This window comes from Rhizobium sp. SVR5-2C (genome assembly GCF_056755115.1).
The window spans coordinates 16,958-34,208 of the sequence record NZ_JBNDHT010000030.1 but is presented as its reverse complement, the minus strand read 5'-3'; the positions used below and the strand labels follow the sequence as shown (position 1 = coordinate 34,208).

Annotated in this window: 20 protein-coding genes; 10 read left to right on the top strand and 10 right to left on the bottom strand. The window is 62.0% G+C overall.

The window, feature by feature from the left end:
* Positions 1-55: 55 nt before the first annotated feature.
* Both smc and ACPYOI_RS11310 read right to left on the bottom strand, forming a co-directional pair.
* Positions 56-3,520: a chromosome segregation protein SMC gene (smc, locus tag ACPYOI_RS11315; protein WP_481417837.1), complete on the bottom strand. Its 3,465-nt coding sequence runs from the start codon at positions 3,518-3,520 to the stop codon at positions 56-58.
* 234 nt (positions 3,521-3,754) lie between these two features.
* Positions 3,755-4,447: a DsbA family protein gene (locus ACPYOI_RS11310; protein ID WP_168828668.1), complete on the bottom strand. Its 693-nt coding sequence runs from the start codon at positions 4,445-4,447 to the stop codon at positions 3,755-3,757.
* 257 nt (positions 4,448-4,704) lie between these two features.
* Between ACPYOI_RS11310 and ACPYOI_RS11305 the strand changes: the two genes are divergently transcribed.
* Positions 4,705-5,445: a class I SAM-dependent methyltransferase gene (locus ACPYOI_RS11305; RefSeq protein WP_481422871.1), complete on the top strand. Its 741-nt coding sequence runs from the start codon at positions 4,705-4,707 to the stop codon at positions 5,443-5,445.
* A 62-nt stretch (positions 5,446-5,507) separates the two neighbouring features.
* On the opposite strand, the gene ACPYOI_RS11300 is transcribed toward ACPYOI_RS11305, so the two are convergent.
* The gene (locus tag ACPYOI_RS11300; RefSeq protein WP_481417835.1) at positions 5,508-5,996 is read right to left on the bottom strand and encodes a DUF721 domain-containing protein; all 489 of its coding nucleotides are present in this window, start codon (positions 5,994-5,996) and stop codon (positions 5,508-5,510) included.
* A gap of 97 nt (positions 5,997-6,093) precedes the next feature.
* Here ACPYOI_RS11300 and mutY point away from each other — a divergent pair, with 97 nt between their 5' ends.
* The 4 genes from mutY to ACPYOI_RS11280 all read left to right on the top strand — a co-directional run bounded on the left by mutY (position 6,094) and on the right by ACPYOI_RS11280 (position 9,285).
* Positions 6,094-7,185, top strand: coding sequence for an A/G-specific adenine glycosylase (gene mutY / locus ACPYOI_RS11295; protein WP_481417834.1), 1,092 nt, complete (start codon positions 6,094-6,096; stop codon positions 7,183-7,185).
* Positions 7,186-7,188: 3 nt separating this feature from the next.
* Positions 7,189-7,803: an HAD family hydrolase gene (locus tag ACPYOI_RS11290; protein ID WP_481417833.1), complete on the top strand. Its 615-nt coding sequence runs from the start codon at positions 7,189-7,191 to the stop codon at positions 7,801-7,803.
* A 2-nt stretch (positions 7,804-7,805) separates the two neighbouring features.
* Positions 7,806-8,171: a nuclear transport factor 2 family protein gene (locus ACPYOI_RS11285; protein WP_481417832.1), complete on the top strand. Its 366-nt coding sequence runs from the start codon at positions 7,806-7,808 to the stop codon at positions 8,169-8,171.
* 199 nt (positions 8,172-8,370) lie between these two features.
* Positions 8,371-9,285 carry a hypothetical protein gene (locus tag ACPYOI_RS11280; protein WP_481422870.1) on the top strand — a complete coding sequence of 305 codons (915 nt, stop codon included), beginning with the start codon at positions 8,371-8,373 and terminating at the stop codon, positions 9,283-9,285.
* A 118-nt stretch (positions 9,286-9,403) separates the two neighbouring features.
* On the opposite strand, the gene ACPYOI_RS11275 is transcribed toward ACPYOI_RS11280, so the two are convergent.
* Positions 9,404-10,534, bottom strand: a complete 1,131-nt coding sequence (locus ACPYOI_RS11275) for a DNA methyltransferase (RefSeq protein ID WP_481422869.1) — start codon at positions 10,532-10,534, stop codon at positions 9,404-9,406.
* A gap of 141 nt (positions 10,535-10,675) precedes the next feature.
* On the opposite strand from ACPYOI_RS11275, the gene ACPYOI_RS11270 reads away from it, so the two are divergent.
* Together ACPYOI_RS11270 and ACPYOI_RS11265 are read left to right on the top strand one after the other, a co-directional pair.
* The gene (locus ACPYOI_RS11270) at positions 10,676-10,972 is read left to right on the top strand and encodes a nucleotidyltransferase family protein (RefSeq protein WP_481417829.1); all 297 of its coding nucleotides are present in this window, start codon (positions 10,676-10,678) and stop codon (positions 10,970-10,972) included.
* On the top strand, positions 10,972-11,319 hold the full coding sequence (locus ACPYOI_RS11265; RefSeq protein ID WP_481417828.1) for a HepT-like ribonuclease domain-containing protein: 348 nt from the start codon (positions 10,972-10,974) through the stop codon (positions 11,317-11,319). Before ACPYOI_RS11270 ends, ACPYOI_RS11265 begins: the two co-directional genes overlap by 1 nt.
* Here ACPYOI_RS11265 and ACPYOI_RS11260 read toward each other — a convergent pair whose 3' ends face one another.
* A complete protein-coding gene (locus ACPYOI_RS11260; RefSeq protein WP_481417827.1) occupies positions 11,320-11,667 on the bottom strand; it encodes an antibiotic biosynthesis monooxygenase family protein in 348 nt (115 codons plus the stop codon).
* Positions 11,664-11,993, bottom strand: coding sequence for an NIPSNAP family protein (locus tag ACPYOI_RS11255; protein WP_481417826.1), 330 nt, complete (start codon positions 11,991-11,993; stop codon positions 11,664-11,666). Before ACPYOI_RS11255 ends, ACPYOI_RS11260 begins: the two co-directional genes overlap by 4 nt.
* A 71-nt stretch (positions 11,994-12,064) precedes the next feature.
* On the opposite strand from ACPYOI_RS11255, the gene ACPYOI_RS11250 reads away from it, so the two are divergent.
* Complete coding sequence (locus ACPYOI_RS11250; protein ID WP_481417825.1) at positions 12,065-12,751, top strand: ArsR/SmtB family transcription factor; 687 nt, start codon at positions 12,065-12,067, stop codon at positions 12,749-12,751.
* Here the strand turns inward: ACPYOI_RS11250 and ACPYOI_RS11245 are convergent.
* The 3 genes from ACPYOI_RS11245 to ACPYOI_RS11235 are packed head-to-tail and all read right to left on the bottom strand — an operon-like array spanning position 12,748 to position 14,063.
* Positions 12,748-13,173, bottom strand: coding sequence for a DUF1284 domain-containing protein (locus ACPYOI_RS11245; RefSeq protein WP_481417824.1), 426 nt, complete (start codon positions 13,171-13,173; stop codon positions 12,748-12,750). The genes ACPYOI_RS11250 and ACPYOI_RS11245 overlap by 4 nt on opposite strands.
* A 2-nt stretch (positions 13,174-13,175) precedes the next feature.
* Positions 13,176-13,370, bottom strand: a complete 195-nt coding sequence (locus ACPYOI_RS11240; RefSeq protein WP_481417823.1) for a hypothetical protein — start codon at positions 13,368-13,370, stop codon at positions 13,176-13,178.
* A 21-nt stretch (positions 13,371-13,391) separates the two neighbouring features.
* On the bottom strand, positions 13,392-14,063 hold the full coding sequence (locus ACPYOI_RS11235) for a GntR family transcriptional regulator (RefSeq protein WP_481417822.1): 672 nt from the start codon (positions 14,061-14,063) through the stop codon (positions 13,392-13,394).
* 180 nt (positions 14,064-14,243) lie between these two features.
* Between ACPYOI_RS11235 and ACPYOI_RS11230 the strand changes: the two genes are divergently transcribed.
* A complete protein-coding gene (locus ACPYOI_RS11230) occupies positions 14,244-14,933 on the top strand; it encodes an HAD family hydrolase (RefSeq protein WP_481422868.1) in 690 nt (229 codons plus the stop codon).
* 31 nt (positions 14,934-14,964) lie between these two features.
* Here the strand turns inward: ACPYOI_RS11230 and ACPYOI_RS11225 are convergent, their stop codons facing one another.
* A complete protein-coding gene (locus ACPYOI_RS11225; RefSeq protein ID WP_481417844.1) occupies positions 14,965-15,642 on the bottom strand; it encodes a hypothetical protein in 678 nt (225 codons plus the stop codon).
* A 205-nt stretch (positions 15,643-15,847) separates the two neighbouring features.
* Here ACPYOI_RS11225 and thrC point away from each other — a divergent pair, with 205 nt between their 5' ends.
* A complete protein-coding gene (gene thrC, locus ACPYOI_RS11220) occupies positions 15,848-17,239 on the top strand; it encodes a threonine synthase (protein WP_481417820.1) in 1,392 nt (463 codons plus the stop codon).
* Positions 17,240-17,251 lie beyond the last annotated feature (12 nt).

The window sequence follows — 17,251 nt, the reverse complement described above, 5'->3', positions numbered from 1 at the left end:
TAGTACGCGGCAGCAACAGCGACCTTTTTTGGGGTTTTCTAAAAAACCTTATTTTTCAGCCGGTTTCCCGAAGGCGTTCGGCGGTCTGCAAATCCACAGAAACAAGCTGCGATACGCCTTGCTCAGCCATTGTTACACCAAAAAGTCGATCCATGCGAGCCATGGTGATCGGATTATGAGTAATGATCACGAATCGGGTCTCCGTCGACGCGGCCATCTCATCCATCAGATTGCAGTAGCGCTCGACATTGTGGTCGTCGAGGGGAGCGTCGACCTCGTCGAGCACGCAGATCGGCGCAGGATTGGTGAGGAAGACTGCGAAGATCAGGGCCATGGCCGTCAGTGCCTGCTCGCCCCCCGAGAGAAGCGTCATGGTCTGCGGCTTCTTGCCCGGCGGGCGTGCGAGGATTTCCAGCCCGGCTTCCAGAGGATCATCCGATTCGATCAGCTGCAGTTCTGCCGTCCCGCCACCGAAAAGGTGAGTAAAGAGGCGCTGGAACTGGGCGTTGACGACGTCGAAGGCAGCGATCAGACGCTCGCGGCCCTCGCGATTGAGGCTCTGGATCGCGCCGCGGAGCTTGCGGATGGCATCGATGACATCGTCGCGCTCCTTGATCAAGGCCTGAAGCTTTTCGGTGAGTTCCTTCTGCTCTTCCTCTGCGCGCAGGTTGACTGCGCCAAGGCGCTCGCGCTCCATCTTCAGGCGTTCCAGCTCGCGCTCGACCTCACGCGGATCGGGAATTGACTGCGTGGGCTGCAGGCCCGTCAGGCGGAATGCCTCATGCGGCGGAACATTCAGCGCCTCGCGAATACGGCCCTCGCTCTCCTGCCGCTTTTCCCGGGCGGAGACGAGGCGCTCTTCGGCCCGGCCACGCCGCTCGCGGCTTTCGGCAAGTTCGGAAAGGGCGACGGCAGCCTTGTGATCCGCGTCGCGCTGCACGAGCTCGGCGGCAGCCAGGAGATCGGAGGCCTCGCGCCGTGCGGCCTCGGCCTTCTGCAGCTCGCTCAGCAGCGCACGGCGCTTGTCGTCGAATTCATCCGGAGCCAATTCGAGTTCGGCGGCTTCTTCGCGAGCTTCCTCTTCGCGCTCGCGCAGGGTCGCGATGTGATCCTCGGCGCTGGCGGCGCGATGGCGCCAAGTCTCGCGCTCCTGGCCGATCGCCACGATCCGGCGCTGGCGGGCCTCGTTCTCGCGGTTGAGGCTGTCGTGGCGGGCGCGGGCTTCGGCCGTAAGGCCGCGCTCGGTTGCGACCGCAGCCTGCTGGATGCGCAGCCGCTCATCGAGCGCCGTCAGGTCAGGCGCGTCTTCGAGCTCGATGCGCGCATTCTCTTCCTGAATGGCAAGGTCTTCCAGCTGTGACTGGAGCTGGCTGACGGCCTCGGCAATCACGTCTCGACGGCGAATGAGATCGCCGGAGGCGCGTTCGGCAGCGGCCAGCGCGTCACGACCTTCGGCGAGGTGCCGGGCCGCAATGCGGCTCATGTCACGCGCCTCGATGAGCTTGCGTTCCTCGCTGCGAATGGCCTCAGCCGCCGACTGAAGCCGCTCCGCCGCTTCGGCGAGACCATCGCGGGCAAGCGAGACTTCGTTCTCGAGCTCGCCGAGCCGATTCCTTTGGGCCAGGCGCAGAGCGGCGGCGCTTGGGGCGTCGGCACCGGTCACATGACCATCCCAGCGATAGACCGCGCCTTCCTTCGTTACCAGCCGCTGTCCGGGCTGCAGGTCCTTCATCAGACGCCGCGCGGCGTCGGCATTGGCAACGAGGCCGATCTGCTTCAAGCTGCGCGTCAGGGCCGCCGGGGCGGCGACATGGTTCGCCAGCGGCACGGCACCGGGCGGCAGCGCAGCGTCGGACGCGCCGTCGCCATTCTGCGACCAATGGGCTGGCGCCTTCGGATCGAGCGGTGATTCCAGATCGTCGCCGAGGGCCGCACCCAAAGCCGTTTCGAAGCCGCGATCAACGTTAAGCTCATCGGCAACCGGCGGGAATTCTCCAGCCGCAGCACCGGCCGCAAGCATGCTCGAAATCGTGCGGGCTTCAGTTTCAAGCGCATTGAGCTTCGAGCGGGCCTGATCGACCGGCGCGCGGGCAAGCGCTTCGGCTTCGCGGGCAGCGGCAAGCGTCCGTTCAACCGCCTGGATCGTCGCTTCGGCCTCGGCAACGGCTACCTCGCCCGCCTCGACCATCGCCCGCTTTTCGTCAGGATCGGGCAGCGCGGCGATCTTACCGGCGACACCGGAGAGCTCGCGGTTCGCTTCATCCATCTGCCGCTCGAGGCGCATCTTGCGGTCGGCCAGATCGCGGATCGCGCGCTCAAGCTGATTGCGCCCGGCCGCAGCCTCGGCGCGTTCGGCCGTCAGCGCCGCGAAGACGCGTTCGCTGTCGGCGAGCCTGGCGGCCGCGTCTTCGAAGGCTTCTCGCAGTTCATCGGCATGGCGGCCGGAATCTGCCAAGATCTCGACGATGTCGGCCTCTTCGGCATCGAGCCGCGCAAGGATTGCGGCATTGTCGGACACCAACCGCTCCTCGCGGCGAATGTCCTCGGCAAGCTGCGTCAGTCTGCGGGTGAGCTCGTCGCGGCGCCTGAGAATGCGGTTTGCATCGTCCTCGAGCTGGGTCTTGGCGATCTGCAGGCGCTGGAGGGCCGCCGCAGCGCGTGCCTCGCTTTCGCGCAGTTCCGGCAGCTTCAGGCTGGCGACCGCCTGGGCCTTTGCGGCCTCCATCTGAACTTGGGCTTTTTCGGCAACGACGACCGTTGCCTGGTTAAGCGCGCTGTCGGCCTCGGCCTCCGCCTCCTTCGCCTGCACCCAGCGGATATGCAGGAGCGTTGCCTCGCGGGCGCGGATTTCAGCAGACAGCGTCTTGAAACGGCTTGCCTGGCGCGCTTGCCGCTTCAGGCTCTCGATCTGGCTTTCGAGCTGCGATGTCACGTCATCCAGCCGCTCGAGGTTGCCTTCGGCGGCGCGCAGCCGCAGTTCGGCCTCATGACGGCGGGAATGCAGGCCGGAAATGCCGGCCGCCTCTTCCAGCAGCTGGCGGCGGGCCTGGGGCTTTGCCGCAATCAGCTCGCCGATGCGCCCCTGCCCGACCATCGAGGGCGAACGTGCGCCGGTCGAGGCATCGGCGAAAAGAAGCTGCACGTCCTTGGCGCGGCTTTCCTTGCCGTTGATGCGATAGATCGAGCCCTGCTCGCGCTCGATGCGGCGGGTGACCTGGATTTCGTCGCTGTCGTTGAAGGCGGCAGGCGCCCTACGCTCGCCATTGTCAAGATAGAGGGCGACTTCGGCCGTATTGCGCGCCGGACGGTTTCCCGAACCGGAAAAGATCACGTCGTCCATGCCGGAGGCGCGCATGTTCTTGTAGGAATTTTCGCCCATTACCCAGCGCAGCGCCTCGACCAGGTTGGACTTGCCGCAGCCATTCGGCCCGACGACGCCGGTCAGGCCGCGCTCGATGATGAATTCCGCCGGCTCGACGAAGGACTTGAAGCCGACAAGGCGGAGCTTGTTGAACTTCATGCCGCGATCTCCCCTTCTCCCCTCGGGGAGAAGGCGGCTCGAAGAGCCGGATGAAGGGGTACCGGGCGCAAGCGATCAGAAACGATGCGGAGATGGAGGTGGCCGGCGCGCCCGCGCCTCGCCCCCCTCATCCGCCCTTCGGGCACCTTCTCCCCCGGGGGGAGAAGGGATAGCGCAAAATAAAAAACGGGCGCACGGCTATTGCCGTCGCCCGTTGTCTTCAAACGGTTCGGATCAGAGCAGGCTATCGATGAGGGCCGACATGGTGTCAACCGGCATGTCTCCAGAATAGCGCTTCCCGTTAATGAGGAAAGTCGGCGTGGCGTTGACGCCAAAGTCCTTGGCGCCCCTTTCCCGGGTCGCATTCACTTCATCCAGAAGCTTCTGGTTCGTCAAGCACTTCGTAAAGCTATCCTCAGTAAATCCAGCGAGTTTGGACATCTGGAGAAGTGCCGCACGGCGATCTTCGGCTGCCGCCCACGTTTCCTGCTGCTTGAACAGCATGGCCACCATCGGGAAATACTGCTCCGGCGTGCTCAATTCTTCCGCGTTTGAGGCATTGCAGCGAGCGAGCATGAAGGCGGCGGCAGCGGCCGGATCGAACGGGAACTCGCGGATGATGAAGCGCGCCTTGCCGGTATCGACGTATTTCTTCTTGATCTCGTCAAAGGTCGTGTTGTGGAAATGCGCGCAGTGCGGGCAGGTCATCGACATGTATTCGACGATGGTCACCGGAGCATCTTCCTTGCCGAGCGCCATTTCCGGCAGGGGACCGGGCTTGAGCACTGCCGCCATGTCGACGTCGCCATCGGGCTGCGGAATCTCGGGCGCTGCATCGGCAGCTCCGGAGGCTGCCAAGGTCGCAGTCGCGGCGGCCATTGCGCAAAGAAGCTGGCGTTTCGTCAGTTGCATTTCAGAGATCTGCATGGGTTCCCCTAATCAAAAGAGCGGCTGCATGTGCGATATAACGGCATGCCGCCGCGAACAAGGCACGCTTCGCCAACTTTCTTCAAAGAATTGTGACCTTGATGGGTCCAAAAGCAAGTGATCCGCCAAATCCAGGCGGTCCGGGACGCCTTAAGGTTCGCACAAGCGGAATTTCATTAATCGGGATGCGCGCGCTTTCTGTGACTGAGCATCGCCGCGATCTGCGAATACCAACACAAACAGGCAGGCCAAAGATTATGGATCTTCCATCCCGTCATGCGGGCACGACCTATAATGAGCTATTATCGCGTCTCTCCGAAAAGCGGAGCGTGAAGCGGTACCTGGAGATCGGCGTCCAGAGAGGCATTACGTTCAGCCATGTAGCGGCCGAAACCGCTTTTGCAGTCGATCCCGAGTTCATCATCACGGCCAACGTAGCGGCCCGCAAGAAGCGGATAAGCCTGTTTCATATGACCAGCGATCGCTTCTTCAGCGATATCGATGTCGTCGGCGAATTCGGGGGCCGTCCGGATCTGTGCTTCCTCGACGGCATGCATCTTTTCGAATATCTCCTCCGCGACTTCTACAATACGGAACGCATCAGCTCCCGGAATACGCTGATCTGCATGCACGACTGCCTGCCTCTCGGCGAAGCCATGGTCAACCGCGATCTGCAAACCGCCAACCAGTTGAGCGCCCAAACGGCGTTTCCTGGCTGGTGGACCGGAGACGTATGGAAGATCGTCCCGATCCTGAAGAAATATCGTCCCGACCTGCGGATCATACTGACCGACGCGCCGCCCACCGGTCTCGTATTCGTGACCAACCTCGACCCGACATCCACCGTCTTGCAGGACAACTATCTTGAAATCGTTGCTGAATTCGCCCTGATGGCGAACGATCAGAACGCGATTCTGGCGCACTACAACGACAATCCTGTTCTCAACACGGGCGCCATTCTGTCCGGCATGGACCACAGTCTGTTCTTCAATACCTGAGGCCGCCGGGACGTCGTTCCCGATCATCAAGAGCTGCCTTTTCGAAGGCGGCTCTTTTGATTCTACCTGCCCTTCCTGCCCAGAACCGCAGTGCCCAACCGCTTGACCGCCTCGCGCAGCTTGTCGTCCGTGATGCCCTCCATCATGCCGTCGAGCCTGCGGGCTGCTTCGCCCTTCAGAGGCGGCGGCGTGCGGGACCGCTTGGGGGCCGGCGACACGGGTTTCTGCACGATGCGGATCTGGTGAACTGCGGCGAAGCCGAAGAAGCTGTTGATGCGCTGAATCAGCTCGCCCTGCGCATGCGTGAGGAAAAGGGCGCGGGCACCTTCGCAGGCGATCGTGAGGACGCCGGGCCTATAGGTGCCGTCTTCGCTACCGCGGGCCCATGCGATCTTTTCCGGCCGAGTGCAATCGGCGAAATCCTCACCGGCGATTTCGTCCCAGGAGCCGAGCAGCGCCGTATTGATCCCCGCCCGCCGCGCAAGCACCGGATCGATCAGTCCGTTCGTCAGTTCGGAGATCTGCTGTTCACCTTTGCGTGGATAACTCATCGAAACCTTCGGATGCCGTCGCCATTCGGCGCCGCCGCCTTGATCGGCCGCGGTTACTCCGCCAAGTATAGGGCACTTCCCCGTCCCGCGGCAAATGATGACCTCAACGACACTCGACGCGCCCACCGCGCAACCCCTGCTTGACTGGTACGACCGGCATCACCGCGATCTGCCCTGGCGCGTTTCACCGCCGATGGCGGCGCGCGGCGTGAGGGCCGATCCCTATCGCGTCTGGTTGTCGGAAGTCATGCTGCAGCAGACGACCGTGCAGGCCGTGAAGCCCTACTTTGCGAATTTCCTTGTGCGCTGGCCGACTGTTCTCGATCTCGCGGCGGCACCGAGCGAGGACGTCATGGCGGCCTGGGCTGGGCTCGGCTATTACGCGCGCGCCCGCAATCTGAAGAAATGCGCCGAAGCCGTCGCCGCGCAGCATAAAGGCGTTTTTCCGGATACGGAGGACGGTCTCAAGTCGCTGCCGGGCATCGGCGACTATACGGCGGCGGCCGTCGCGGCGATCGCTTTCAACCGGCGCGCCGCCGTCATGGACGGTAATGTCGAGCGAGTGATTTCCAGGCTCTACGCGATCGCCACACCGCTTCCGGCCGGCAAGCCGCTGATGAAGCAGAAGGTGGCGCTGCTGACGCCCGCCGACCGCCCGGGCGATTTCGCCCAGGCGATGATGGACCTCGGCGCAACGATCTGCACGCCGAAGCGGCCAGCTTGCTCGCTCTGTCCGTTCAGGGGATCGTGCGAGGCGCTTCGGCTGCATGACCCGGAGCAGTTTCCGGTGAAGGCGGCCAAGAAGGAAAAGCCAATGCGGCGCGGCGCCGCCTTCATCGCGGTCACGGCGGAAGGCGATATCCTCCTGCGGCGGCGAGTCGCAAGCGGTCTCCTCGGCGGCATGATGGAGGTGCCGACGACGGCATGGACATCGAGGGCCGACGGCGAGACTTCCACGGACGCAGCCCCCTTCCCCGCACAATGGGAGGCATGCGGCACCGTCAGCCATGTCTTTACACATTTCGAACTGAGGCTCTCGATTTATCGAACGGCGATCCCATCCCGAGTTCAGATGGATGACGGATGGTGGGAGCCGGTTACAAATCTTGAAGCTCAGGCGCTGCCGACCATCATGAAAAAAGCGATCGCAACCGCTATTCCTCTCGCGTTTACAACTCTGAAGAGATGACACATGACTGCATCCATCAATCACATTGTTTTCGATATCGGCAAAGTTCTCATCCATTACGATCCGAACATTCCCTTCAGCCGCCTTATTCCCGACGAGACCGAGCGCAAGTGGTTCTTCGATAACGTCTGCACCCACGACTGGAACGTCGAGCAGGACCGCGGACGCACCTGGGCGGATGCCGAGGCGCTGCTGATCGAAACCCACCCGACGCGGGAAGAGCACATCCGCGCATTCCGCAAGTACTGGCACGAGATGGTGCCTCATGCCTACGAGGACAGCGTGGCGATCATGGAGGGGCTGATTGCAAAGGGCCGCGATGTGACGATGCTGACGAACTTCGCATCCGACACCTTCCGCGAGGCGCAAGAGCGCTTCCCCTTCCTGACGAAGCCGCGCGGTGTCACCGTTTCGGGCGATGTCCGGCTGATCAAGCCCGATGTGGCGATCTACGAAACGCATGCCAAGAGCTTCGGGCTGGAGCCGGCGGCGACGATCTTCATCGACGACTCGCTTCCCAATGTCGAAGGCGCCAAGGCGGCGGGCTGGCAGGCTGTGCTCTTCACCGGCGCTGCAAAACTGCGCAACGATCTTGCCTCTTATGGCGTAAGCGTTTGACGATGGCATTCGATCCAGTCGACGCGATCAAGCTGTTTCACGGCGCGATCAATGCACTCGATTTCGAAACGATCGAGAACTGTTTCGCCCAGGACGCGACCTATGTGTCGAACTGCGTCGGAAGTCTTGCCGGCCGGCACGCCATCATGACTGCCTTCAGGAGGTATTTCGACGATTATCCGGACCAGACGGCGGTCGATACGCTGATCGAAAAGGTGAGCCCGAACGCCGGGCGCGCCGTTTGGTCGGTGCGGGCGACGCACAGCAGAAGCGGCAAGCCGCTTATCCGCGAAGGCGAGGAAACAATCACCTTCGACGACGAGGGCCGCGTCACCCATGTCGAGGTAACCGATTACCAGGCTTTTTGAACGAACGGCTCTCCTTAGGAACAATTACCTCTCTTTGATGTTTGAATACAGCCGGCTTTCGGACCGGCTGTTGAAAAATCAATGAGACCGGCCGCGCCGGAAGGAGGTTACGATGGGTAGAGGTATTTTGCTTTGGCTGCTGGGCGTTCCGATTCCGCTCATTCTGCTGATCCTGCTGTTCTGGCATTGAGAGGCGGCAATGACGATAATCGAGACGACTACGACAAACGACATACCGCTCGAATCCTCATCGTCCGCCGTCAGCTGGGGACCAATCATCGCCGGAGCGCTTGCCGCGACGGTCATGACCCTGGTTCTCATGCTGATCGGCTCCGGCCTCGGACTGACGATGATTTCGCCCTGGGAGAATGACAGCAGTTCGCTGACGACGATCGGCACATCCGCTGCCATCTGGCTGGTCCTCGTGCAATGGATTTCTGCCGCTCTTGGCGGCTACCTGACTGGCAGGCTTCGCACCAAATGGGCGGGCCTCCACACCTATGAAATCTTCTTCCGCGACACGGCTCACGGTTTCCTTGCCTGGGCTTTGGCGACGCTCGTCGTCGCATCCCTGCTGAGTTCGGCGGTCTTTTCGATCATCGGCGCGGGCGCGCAGGCGACTGCGTCGGCAGTCGGCGCTGCCGGCACAGCCGGTGCGGCAGCCGCCGCTGCCAATACGGACGAGATGACGAGCGGTTTTTCGCCATCCTACTTCACCGACGCGCTGCTTCGCCCGGCCGACCCACGCACCCCGCCGGCCAATCAAAGCAACGAGCAAGTGAGCGCCGAGGTGTCGCGCATCCTGGTCAGCGGGGCGACGAGCGGCGAAATCGCCCCGGACGACCGTACTTACCTGGATCAGGTCGTGGCATCCCGCACCGGTCTCTCCGAGGCTGATGCCAAGGCTCGTGTCGATGCGACACTGAAGCGTATCGACGATGCCAAGGCAGCCGCGAAGGAGGCAGCCGATACCGCCCGCAAGGCGGCGTCTGTCGCCGCGCTTGCCGGCGCGTTATCGCTTTTCGTCGGCGCTTTCTGCGCCTGTGTGGCTGCTGCGATCGGCGGCCGACAGCGGGACGAGGATGAGGAGCGGCTGGCTCTTCTCAAGCGCTAGACCGCATCACAAACGAAAGGCGCCCGGAGGTGTTGATCCCCGGGCGCCATGGGCCTTCTTCCGCGACTGGAGGTACAAAAAACGGAAGAAGGCAGTCTCGATCAGGCCAAGCCGCTGCTCAATCCGCCTTTGCCAGATCACTGCGGACGATCGAGCGCAAATCGTCGATCGGGCGCAGGGATTGCCCGTCTTCGAAATGCCAGAACGTCCATCCATTGCATGCATCAAGTCCCTGCACCTTCGCGCCGAGACGATGAATTGAACCCGCTTCGCCACCGGAGGCTACCGTGCCGTCGGCGCGAACGATGGCACTGTAGCGGCGGCGGGCATCCGTCAGCACCTGGCCTGGCTTGATAAGCCCGCTCTCGACCAGGACGTTGAAGGCGACGCGAACTTCCTGCTTCTTGCCGGTCATCACGGTGAGTTCGGCCTTGCCGAGCGGCTCGACGGCGGCGATACGGGCCGAAGCTGCATCGATGTAATCCTGCTCGCGCTCGATCCCGACGAAGTGGCGGCCGAGGCGCTTGGCGACTGCACCCGTCGTTCCGGAGCCGAAGAACGGGTCGAGGATGACGTCGCCGGGCTTCGATGATGCCATGATGACGCGGGCAAGCAGGGCTTCCGGCTTCTGGGTCGGATGGACCTTCTTGCCGTCGTCGCCCTTCAGGCGCTCGCCACCACTGCAGATCGGAAACAGCCAATCCGAGCGCATCTGCACGTCGTCGTTGGCGGCCTTCATGGCATCGTAGTTGAAGGTATAGCCCTTCGCCTTGGCATCGGGGCTTGCCCAGATCATCGTCTCATGGGCGTTCTGGAAACGGCGGCCCTTGAAATTCGGCATCGGATTGGTCTTGCGCCAGACGATATCGTTGAGGATCCAGAAATTCAGATCCTGCAGCGTGGCGCCGACGCGGAAGATGTTATGATAGGAGCCGATGATCCAGATCGTGCCGGTCGGCTTCAGCACGCGGCGGCAGGCAAGCAGCCAGGCGCGGGTGAAAGCGTCATAGGCTTCGAAGGAAGCGAACTGATCCCACTCGTCATCGACGGCGTCGACAAGCGACTGGTCCGGACGATGAAGCGTGCCGCCGAGCTGAAGATTATAGGGTGGATCGGCAAAAATGACGTCGACGGAGTTGGTCGGCAAAGCTTCGAGGGCAGCGACACAATCACCCTTGATGATCGTGTCGATCCAAGAACCCGGCTTTGCGGAGGTCTTGAGATCGGCAAGCGGAAAAACTGACGCCATATGGATACTCGCTCATACACATTACGCTTTACTCGCCGTTATGGTTACCCAAGTTGGTTACCAAAGGCTGAAGCGGTGCATGATTTCGGGAAATAAATAGAGGGCGTGGAACAAAAGTCTCCGCTACGCTAAACTGATTTTATGAAGAGAAGTGACGCCATCGAGCAACTGAAGCGACAGGCCGACGCCATCCGGGCACTCGGTGCGACTTCGCTTTACCTTTTCGGCTCCGTGGCAAGGGACGAGGCAGGCCCGGCGAGCGACCTCGACCTCTTTATCGACTACGATCCGGCGAGCCGCTTCAACGCCTTCGATCTCATCGGCATCAAGCTCCTTCTGGAAGACGAGTTGCATTTGCCCGTGGACGTCACGACGCGGGACAGCCTTCACCCCATGTTGAAGGACATGATCGAAAATTCAGCGTTGCAGGTCTTTTGATGCCTCGCGAGGTTCGGCACTTTCTGCGCGACATTCTAGAGGCGATTGCCATCATCGAGGCAGCAATTGCCGGCAAGTCATTCGCGGACTACCAGAATGACATAATCCTGCGCCTCGCTTTGGAGCGAGCCGTAGAGATCATCTCGGAAGCCAGCCGCAGAATTCCGGACGAACTCAAGAGCGTCCGGCCGGAAATACCCTGGCCGCGCGTCAAGGCGATCGGAAACGTCCTGAGGCACGAGTATCATGGCCTTTCCGACAGGATCATCTGGGGCGTCATCGTGGATGAACTTCCGAAGATCCGGATCGCTGTCGAAGCCATTCAAAAACAGGTGGACCAAGCCTGACTACGCCGCGTGCACCTCTTTGCTATCCGCCGGCACTTCCGCCCTTTCGAACATGCCGTAGTCGCGGAGGACGTGGCCGATGCGCAGGCGGTAGTCGGCGAAGATGCCGTTTCGGCCTGCCTTTTGCGCCGCGCGGTGGGCTTCGAGGTTCCGCCACTCCTTGACGGCCATTTCGTCCCGCCAGAATGACAGCGACAGCAGCTTGCCCCGCAAGGTCAGGCTCTCGAAGCGTTCGATGGAGATGAAGCCGTCGATCTTCTCGAGTTCGGCGCGCAGATCGCCGGCGAGATCGAGATATTTGTGTCGTTCGCCCATATAGGGGACGACTTCGAAGATGACGGCGATCATGGCAGCACCAGCTTGGCATGAGGAGCGGAGACGTTCTTCAGGAAGATGCGGTCCTCCTTCAGGATGAAACGCTCGCGTTTGGCGAATTCATAGTTTTCCCTGCCGAGCGGATCGGCCGCGAGGCGGGCGCGGTAGGCCTCGTAGGCGGCGAGGCTTTCGATGTTGTAGACCCCGTAGGCCGTGGTCGCGGAGCCCTCGTGCGGGCCGAAATAGCCGATGAGATCGGCGCCGTTTTGCGGAATGACGTGGCCCCAGTTGCGGGCATATTTGGCAAAGGCATCCTTCTTGAAGGGATCGATCTCGTAGCGGATGAAGCAGGTAATCATCGTTGTCTCCTTTTTCTGTGAGACAGTTTTCGCACATTGCCGAACGAAGATGCTTCGGTTACGATCGAAGTATGAAAGAAGGACCAGACATCGCACAAATCGGGGCGCTGATCGGCGATCCCGCCCGCGCCAACATGCTGACCGCGCTGATGGGCGGCAAGGCGCTGACGGCGACCGAGCTCGCAGCGGCAGGCGGCATCACGCTGCAGACGGCGAGCACGCATCTTGCCAAGCTCGAAGCCGGCGGCCTGTTGGCGCAGCGCAAGCAGGGCCGTCATCGCTATTTCGCGCTTGCCGACGATGGGGTCGGCAAGCTGCTGGAAAGCATCATGGGTTTTGCCGCCGCGCGCGGACACCTGCGCCACCGCCCCGGACCAAAGGAACCGGCGCTGCGCAAGGCACGCATCTGCTACGACCATCTGGCGGGAGACTATGGCGTGCGCATGCTCGACAGCCTCGTGGCCTCGGGCGCGATCAACGCCGTCGGCGAAGGCCTGTCTGTCAGCTCGGAAGGCGAGAGCCAGTTGAGATGCATCGGCATTGATGTCTCCGATCTCAAATCGTCGCGCCGTCCGCTTTGCCGCTCGTGTCTCGACTGGAGCGAACGCCGCGCACATCTCGCCGGCAGCCTCGGCAAGGCCCTGCTTTCAAGCTTTTTCGATAAGGGCTGGGCTCGACGGAACGCCGAAAGCCGCTCGGTGATCTTCTCGCCCGAGGGCGAGCGGCAGTTCCTTCAGCTCTTCCCGGTGGAAACCTAACGGGCACCCACAAGCGCGTCCTTGAAGCCGTTGCCGGCGACATGGCCGCAAAGCTCGCTCCATTCGCACTCCTCGCAGGCCCTGCGGATGGTGCCAGCTTTAAAATTGCTGCGCAGCCTGCGCAGCAATTTCTCGTCGGGCACAATTTTCGTTCCCTCGCCTATCGGAATACGCAGCAATCGGCCGATTTCTTCGGCGGCAGTCTCGTCGCGCGCGACCGCGCTCCGGCTAAGGCAGTGCGGCAAACCTTCGGGCAGAAGCGGCGCGCAGATATCGTCCGGACCGGAGACGATCTCGATTTCCTCGCCGGCCGAAAGACGCTCGGCGAGCCGCCGGTAGTTCGCGGTGAAGGCCGGGGTGTAGCCTTCACCGACGAATGTCAGCATGCAGAGCAGATGGTGGCCACGTAGCCGGACTGTCACAATCAGCACTCCGTGTGGATGCGGATGCCCTTCAGGACTGATGCGGCGGCAAGCGCCGACTTCAAAAACGCCACCAAGGATAAACGGAGCGACGCCCAACATCCAGGCATTTTCGGCTCTGCAAGCCGCGCAGGTCCACCCGAACCATTGGCGACCACCGGAAAGCCGATCCTCGCCTCGTCCAGCCAGCCGAGCATGCTGCCGGCTTCGAAAGGTTGTCAGCCGACAATGGCAAACGCGTCGCGCGCGGTCGCACCGGTCTGCATGGGTTGCGGCGCGCGGCCGATCCATTGCACGTGTTTTTCGAGAATGGCGGCAGCTTCTTCGGCCTTGCCCTGGCGCAGCGCCAGCAGAATGGCGCGATGGTCGTGATCGGTGCGCTTTTCCCAGCCCGAACGCCAGGCGGAAAAGAGAAAGCGGGCGCTCGCCGCATGCAGATCATCGATCGACGCAAGCAGGCGGTTCATATTGCAGGGCGCAAGGATCAGCCGATGAAACCTTCGGTTCGCCTCCTCCCAGGCGTGAACGTCGGCCGCCGCGTCGCCCTCGCGCGTTGCCTCTTCGGCGGCATCGAGGATCGCCGGCGTCAGATGCTTGGCAGCATGCCGCAAGGCGAGTACTTCGAGGGCCGCCCGCATCTCGGCAACCTCGCGCACCTCCTTCAGATCGAACGAAGCAACGCGAACGCCGCGCCGCGGCTCGCTGATTGCAAGGCCCTGCGCCTCCAGCCGGCGAAAGGCCTCGCGCACGGGCACATGGCTCGTGCCGAATTCCTCGGCGATGTGATCCTGGCGAAGCCGCAGTCCCGGCGTCAATTCGCCGCGGACGATGCGATCGGCGAGAACCCGGCTGATGCGGCTTGCGATTGTGTCTTCAGGTTCCTTGGCCATATGTATCCATTAGAGGGCTGGATTTGGCTTGTCGAGGCTTGAGCCGAGGGCAGCCGCAACCAATTCCGGCAGGAAAGCGGCAAAGCCGCCCGCAAAGCGCAATCCAGCCATGCCAGCCTGCCGGTTGAGCTTTCGGCACCCATCGTGTAAAGGGCAGCATCCCCAACAAGGCTTGAGACTATGGACGGCTTCGACCTCATTATCTTCGACTGTGACGGCGTTCTGGTCGATTCCGAAATCATCGCGGCGGAAGTGGAATCCAAGTTGCTGACGGATGCAGGTTATCCGATCGGCGTCGAGGAGATGGCCGAGCGCTTTGCCGGCATGACCTGGAAGAACATTCTGCTGCAGGTGGAGCGCGAGGCAAGTATCCCGCTCTCGGCTTCACTGCTCGACAAATCCGAAAAGTTGCTCGACCTTCGTCTCGAACGCGACGTGCAGGCCATTCCCGGCGTCGAGTTCGCTGTTTCCCGCATTAACCTGAAGCGTTGCGTCTGCTCGAATTCAAGCACGCAGCGGCTCGACATGATGCTCGGCAAGGTGGGCCTCAAGAAACTTTTCGAGCCTAACATCTTCTCCGCCAAGGATCTCGGGCCGGATCGCGTCAAGCCGAAGCCGGACATCTTCCTGCACGGCGCGCAAAAAATGGGCGTTTCGCCATCGAGAACCGTCGTCGTCGAAGATTCCGTCCACGGCATCCATGCTTCACGCGCCGCCGGCATGCGCGTCATCGGTTTCACCGGCGCATCGCATACCTATCCCTCGCACGCCGATCTGCTGACGGATGCCGGTGCGGAGACGGTTGTTTCCCGGATGAGCGACCTTCCCGGCGTCGTTGCTGCCCTGTCGGAATGGGCAGGCGTCCTCTGAGGCGCAAATAGTCCGGGCGGAGTTTTCCGCCTCAGCTCTTCTTGTTCTTTGCGGCCGGGCCCTGATCGAAGCCGATATTGACGCGGACCAGCGCGCCGGAACCGACCGGCAGCTTGAAGCCATCCTGGCGGAAGAGCACCTGCGCGGCAGTCTGGCCCGCCGGAATTTCCGCGGTAAACGGCACGACCTGCGAATTGACGACATCCTCGCCGTCGACAGCGGTAATCCGGATCGGCAACGTGACGCGGCCGGGGCCGCCGGCCGGGCCGGCGATCAGGCGGATCTGCGCCACGACGGTCATTGTCAGGTTCTGGTCGTTCAGCGTGCACTGGCGGGTGTAGTCGCCGAAGGCGGCCTGATAGACGACCTGGTCGGTCGGCTGCTGCTGCCCATCGGCGCCGGCAGCCGGCTTCTTGCCGCCCTTGGCATAGGTGCGGAAGATCGCGTCCTGGTCACGCATGAAGATCTGCGGGCACGAGCCCTGCACCACCGGCTGCACGCTTCCGGAAGCATTGGTGGCGGTACCGATCGACTTGTCGCTCGAAGACGGGTTCTGCGGGGCAAGCGGCATGATCTGCGCGTTGCCGTTCGGCTGCGTGGGGGCTTCGGCCTTGTTGCTGTCGCCGCCGACGCCCAAGGAATTGCAGCTTGCAAGAACAGCCGCGACGGATACGGAAACAACGAAGCGCGAGACCTTGCCGAACACGATTATTCCACCTCTTACAAAGTTTTCTGGTAGGCCCGAAGTCTTGTTTGGAGGGCCTTTCGTGACAGTTTGCGATGGTCTATATCAGCGGCGCGAACAAAAATCGATTGGGTAAGCACCGTTTTGACGCACATTTCGATCCGCAGCGATTCCGGTGACTGCCTCACTTATCCGGATTTCCACCGGCATTAACTCAAGGATGAAGAACGTGGATTACATCTCGACCCGCGGCGAGGCCCCTTCTCTCGGCTTTTGCGATGCTTTGCTGACGGGTCTTGCACGTGACGGCGGGCTCTATGTTCCGCGCGAATGGCCGCATTTCTCCAAGAAGGAGATCCGCGCGCTGCGCGGCAAGAGCTACCAGGAGATCGCGTTTACAATCCTCTCCCCCTTCACCAATGGCGAAATCCCCGCCGACATCTTCCGGAAGATGATCGACGAAGCCTACGGCACCTTCCGCCACCCGGCGATCGCGCCTTTGGTGCAGACCGGCCCGAACAGCTTCGTCATGGAGCTTTTCCACGGCACGACGCTCGCCTTCAAGGATGTGGCGATGCAGCTTCTGGCACGCCTGATGGACTACGCGCTGGAGAAGCGCGGCGAGCGCGCGACGATCGTCGGCGCGACGTCCGGAGATACGGGCGGGGCGGCGATCGACGCCTTTGCCGGCCGCGACCGCACCGACATTTTCATTCTCTTCCCGCACGGCAAGGTCTCGCCCGTGCAGCAGCGGCAGATGACCACCTCGACGTCGGCCAATGTTCATGCGCTGGCGGTGAAGGGCAATTTCGACGATTGCCAGAACCTCGTCAAAGCGATGTTCAACGACGCCGCGTTCCGCGACAAGGTGCGGCTCTCGGGCGTCAACTCGATCAACTGGGCGCGGATCATGGCCCAGATCGTCTATTACTTTACGACGGCGATCGCCCTCGGCGGCCCGGACCGCAAGATCTCGTTCACCGTTCCGACCGGCAATTTCGGCGACATTTTTGCCGGTTACGCTGCCAAGAAGATGGGCCTGCCGATCGGCAAGCTTGTCATCGCGACCAACGAGAACGACATTCTCGCCCGCACGATGAAGACCGGCCGCTACGACATGAAGGAAGTGAAGGCGACCACCTCGCCCTCCATGGACATCCAGATTTCCTCGAACTTCGAACGCCTGCTTTTCGAGGCCTATGACCGCGACGCCTCCAAGGTGCGCCATGCGATGGACAGCCTGAAGCAGTCGAACGGCTTCGAGATTTCCGCAAAGGCGCTTGCCGCCATCAAAAAGGATTTCCGCGCCGGCTGCGCTAGCGAGAAGCAGGTGGCGCAGACGATCAAGAACACCTATGCCGAAACCGGTTATCTGCTCGATCCGCATTCGGCGATCGGCGTCTTCGTTGCCGCGAAGCACGAGAAGCCGAACGCGCCGATGGTGACGCTCGCGACCGCCCACCCGGCAAAATTCCCCGCAGCCGTAAAATCCGCGTCCGGTATTGACCCGGCGCTTCCGACGTGGCTTGCTGATCTGATGCTTAAGGAGGAGCGCTTCCAAGTCATCGATCCGGAACTGAAAGCCGTTGAGGGCTTTATCGGCAAGCATACCCGGACCTGATGCCGCAGGCGC

Coding starts and splice junctions, on each gene's coding strand:
- smc (WP_481417837.1), bottom strand. CDS start 3,520: ATGAAGTTCAACAAGCTCCGCCTTGTCGGCTTCAAGTCCTTCGTCGAG.
- ACPYOI_RS11310 (WP_168828668.1), bottom strand. CDS start 4,447: ATGCAGATCTCTGAAATGCAACTGACGAAACGCCAGCTTCTTTGCGCA.
- ACPYOI_RS11305 (WP_481422871.1), top strand. CDS start 4,705: ATGGATCTTCCATCCCGTCATGCGGGCACGACCTATAATGAGCTATTA.
- ACPYOI_RS11300 (WP_481417835.1), bottom strand. CDS start 5,996: ATGAGTTATCCACGCAAAGGTGAACAGCAGATCTCCGAACTGACGAAC.
- mutY (WP_481417834.1), top strand. CDS start 6,094: ATGACCTCAACGACACTCGACGCGCCCACCGCGCAACCCCTGCTTGAC.
- ACPYOI_RS11290 (WP_481417833.1), top strand. CDS start 7,189: ATGACTGCATCCATCAATCACATTGTTTTCGATATCGGCAAAGTTCTC.
- ACPYOI_RS11285 (WP_481417832.1), top strand. CDS start 7,806: ATGGCATTCGATCCAGTCGACGCGATCAAGCTGTTTCACGGCGCGATC.
- ACPYOI_RS11280 (WP_481422870.1), top strand. CDS start 8,371: ATGACGATAATCGAGACGACTACGACAAACGACATACCGCTCGAATCC.
- ACPYOI_RS11275 (WP_481422869.1), bottom strand. CDS start 10,534: ATGGCGTCAGTTTTTCCGCTTGCCGATCTCAAGACCTCCGCAAAGCCG.
- ACPYOI_RS11270 (WP_481417829.1), top strand. CDS start 10,676: ATGAAGAGAAGTGACGCCATCGAGCAACTGAAGCGACAGGCCGACGCC.
- ACPYOI_RS11265 (WP_481417828.1), top strand. CDS start 10,972: ATGCCTCGCGAGGTTCGGCACTTTCTGCGCGACATTCTAGAGGCGATT.
- ACPYOI_RS11260 (WP_481417827.1), bottom strand. CDS start 11,667: ATGATCGCCGTCATCTTCGAAGTCGTCCCCTATATGGGCGAACGACAC.
- ACPYOI_RS11255 (WP_481417826.1), bottom strand. CDS start 11,993: ATGATTACCTGCTTCATCCGCTACGAGATCGATCCCTTCAAGAAGGAT.
- ACPYOI_RS11250 (WP_481417825.1), top strand. CDS start 12,065: ATGAAAGAAGGACCAGACATCGCACAAATCGGGGCGCTGATCGGCGAT.
- ACPYOI_RS11240 (WP_481417823.1), bottom strand. CDS start 13,370: ATGCTCGGCTGGCTGGACGAGGCGAGGATCGGCTTTCCGGTGGTCGCC.
- ACPYOI_RS11235 (WP_481417822.1), bottom strand. CDS start 14,063: ATGGCCAAGGAACCTGAAGACACAATCGCAAGCCGCATCAGCCGGGTT.
- ACPYOI_RS11230 (WP_481422868.1), top strand. CDS start 14,244: ATGGACGGCTTCGACCTCATTATCTTCGACTGTGACGGCGTTCTGGTC.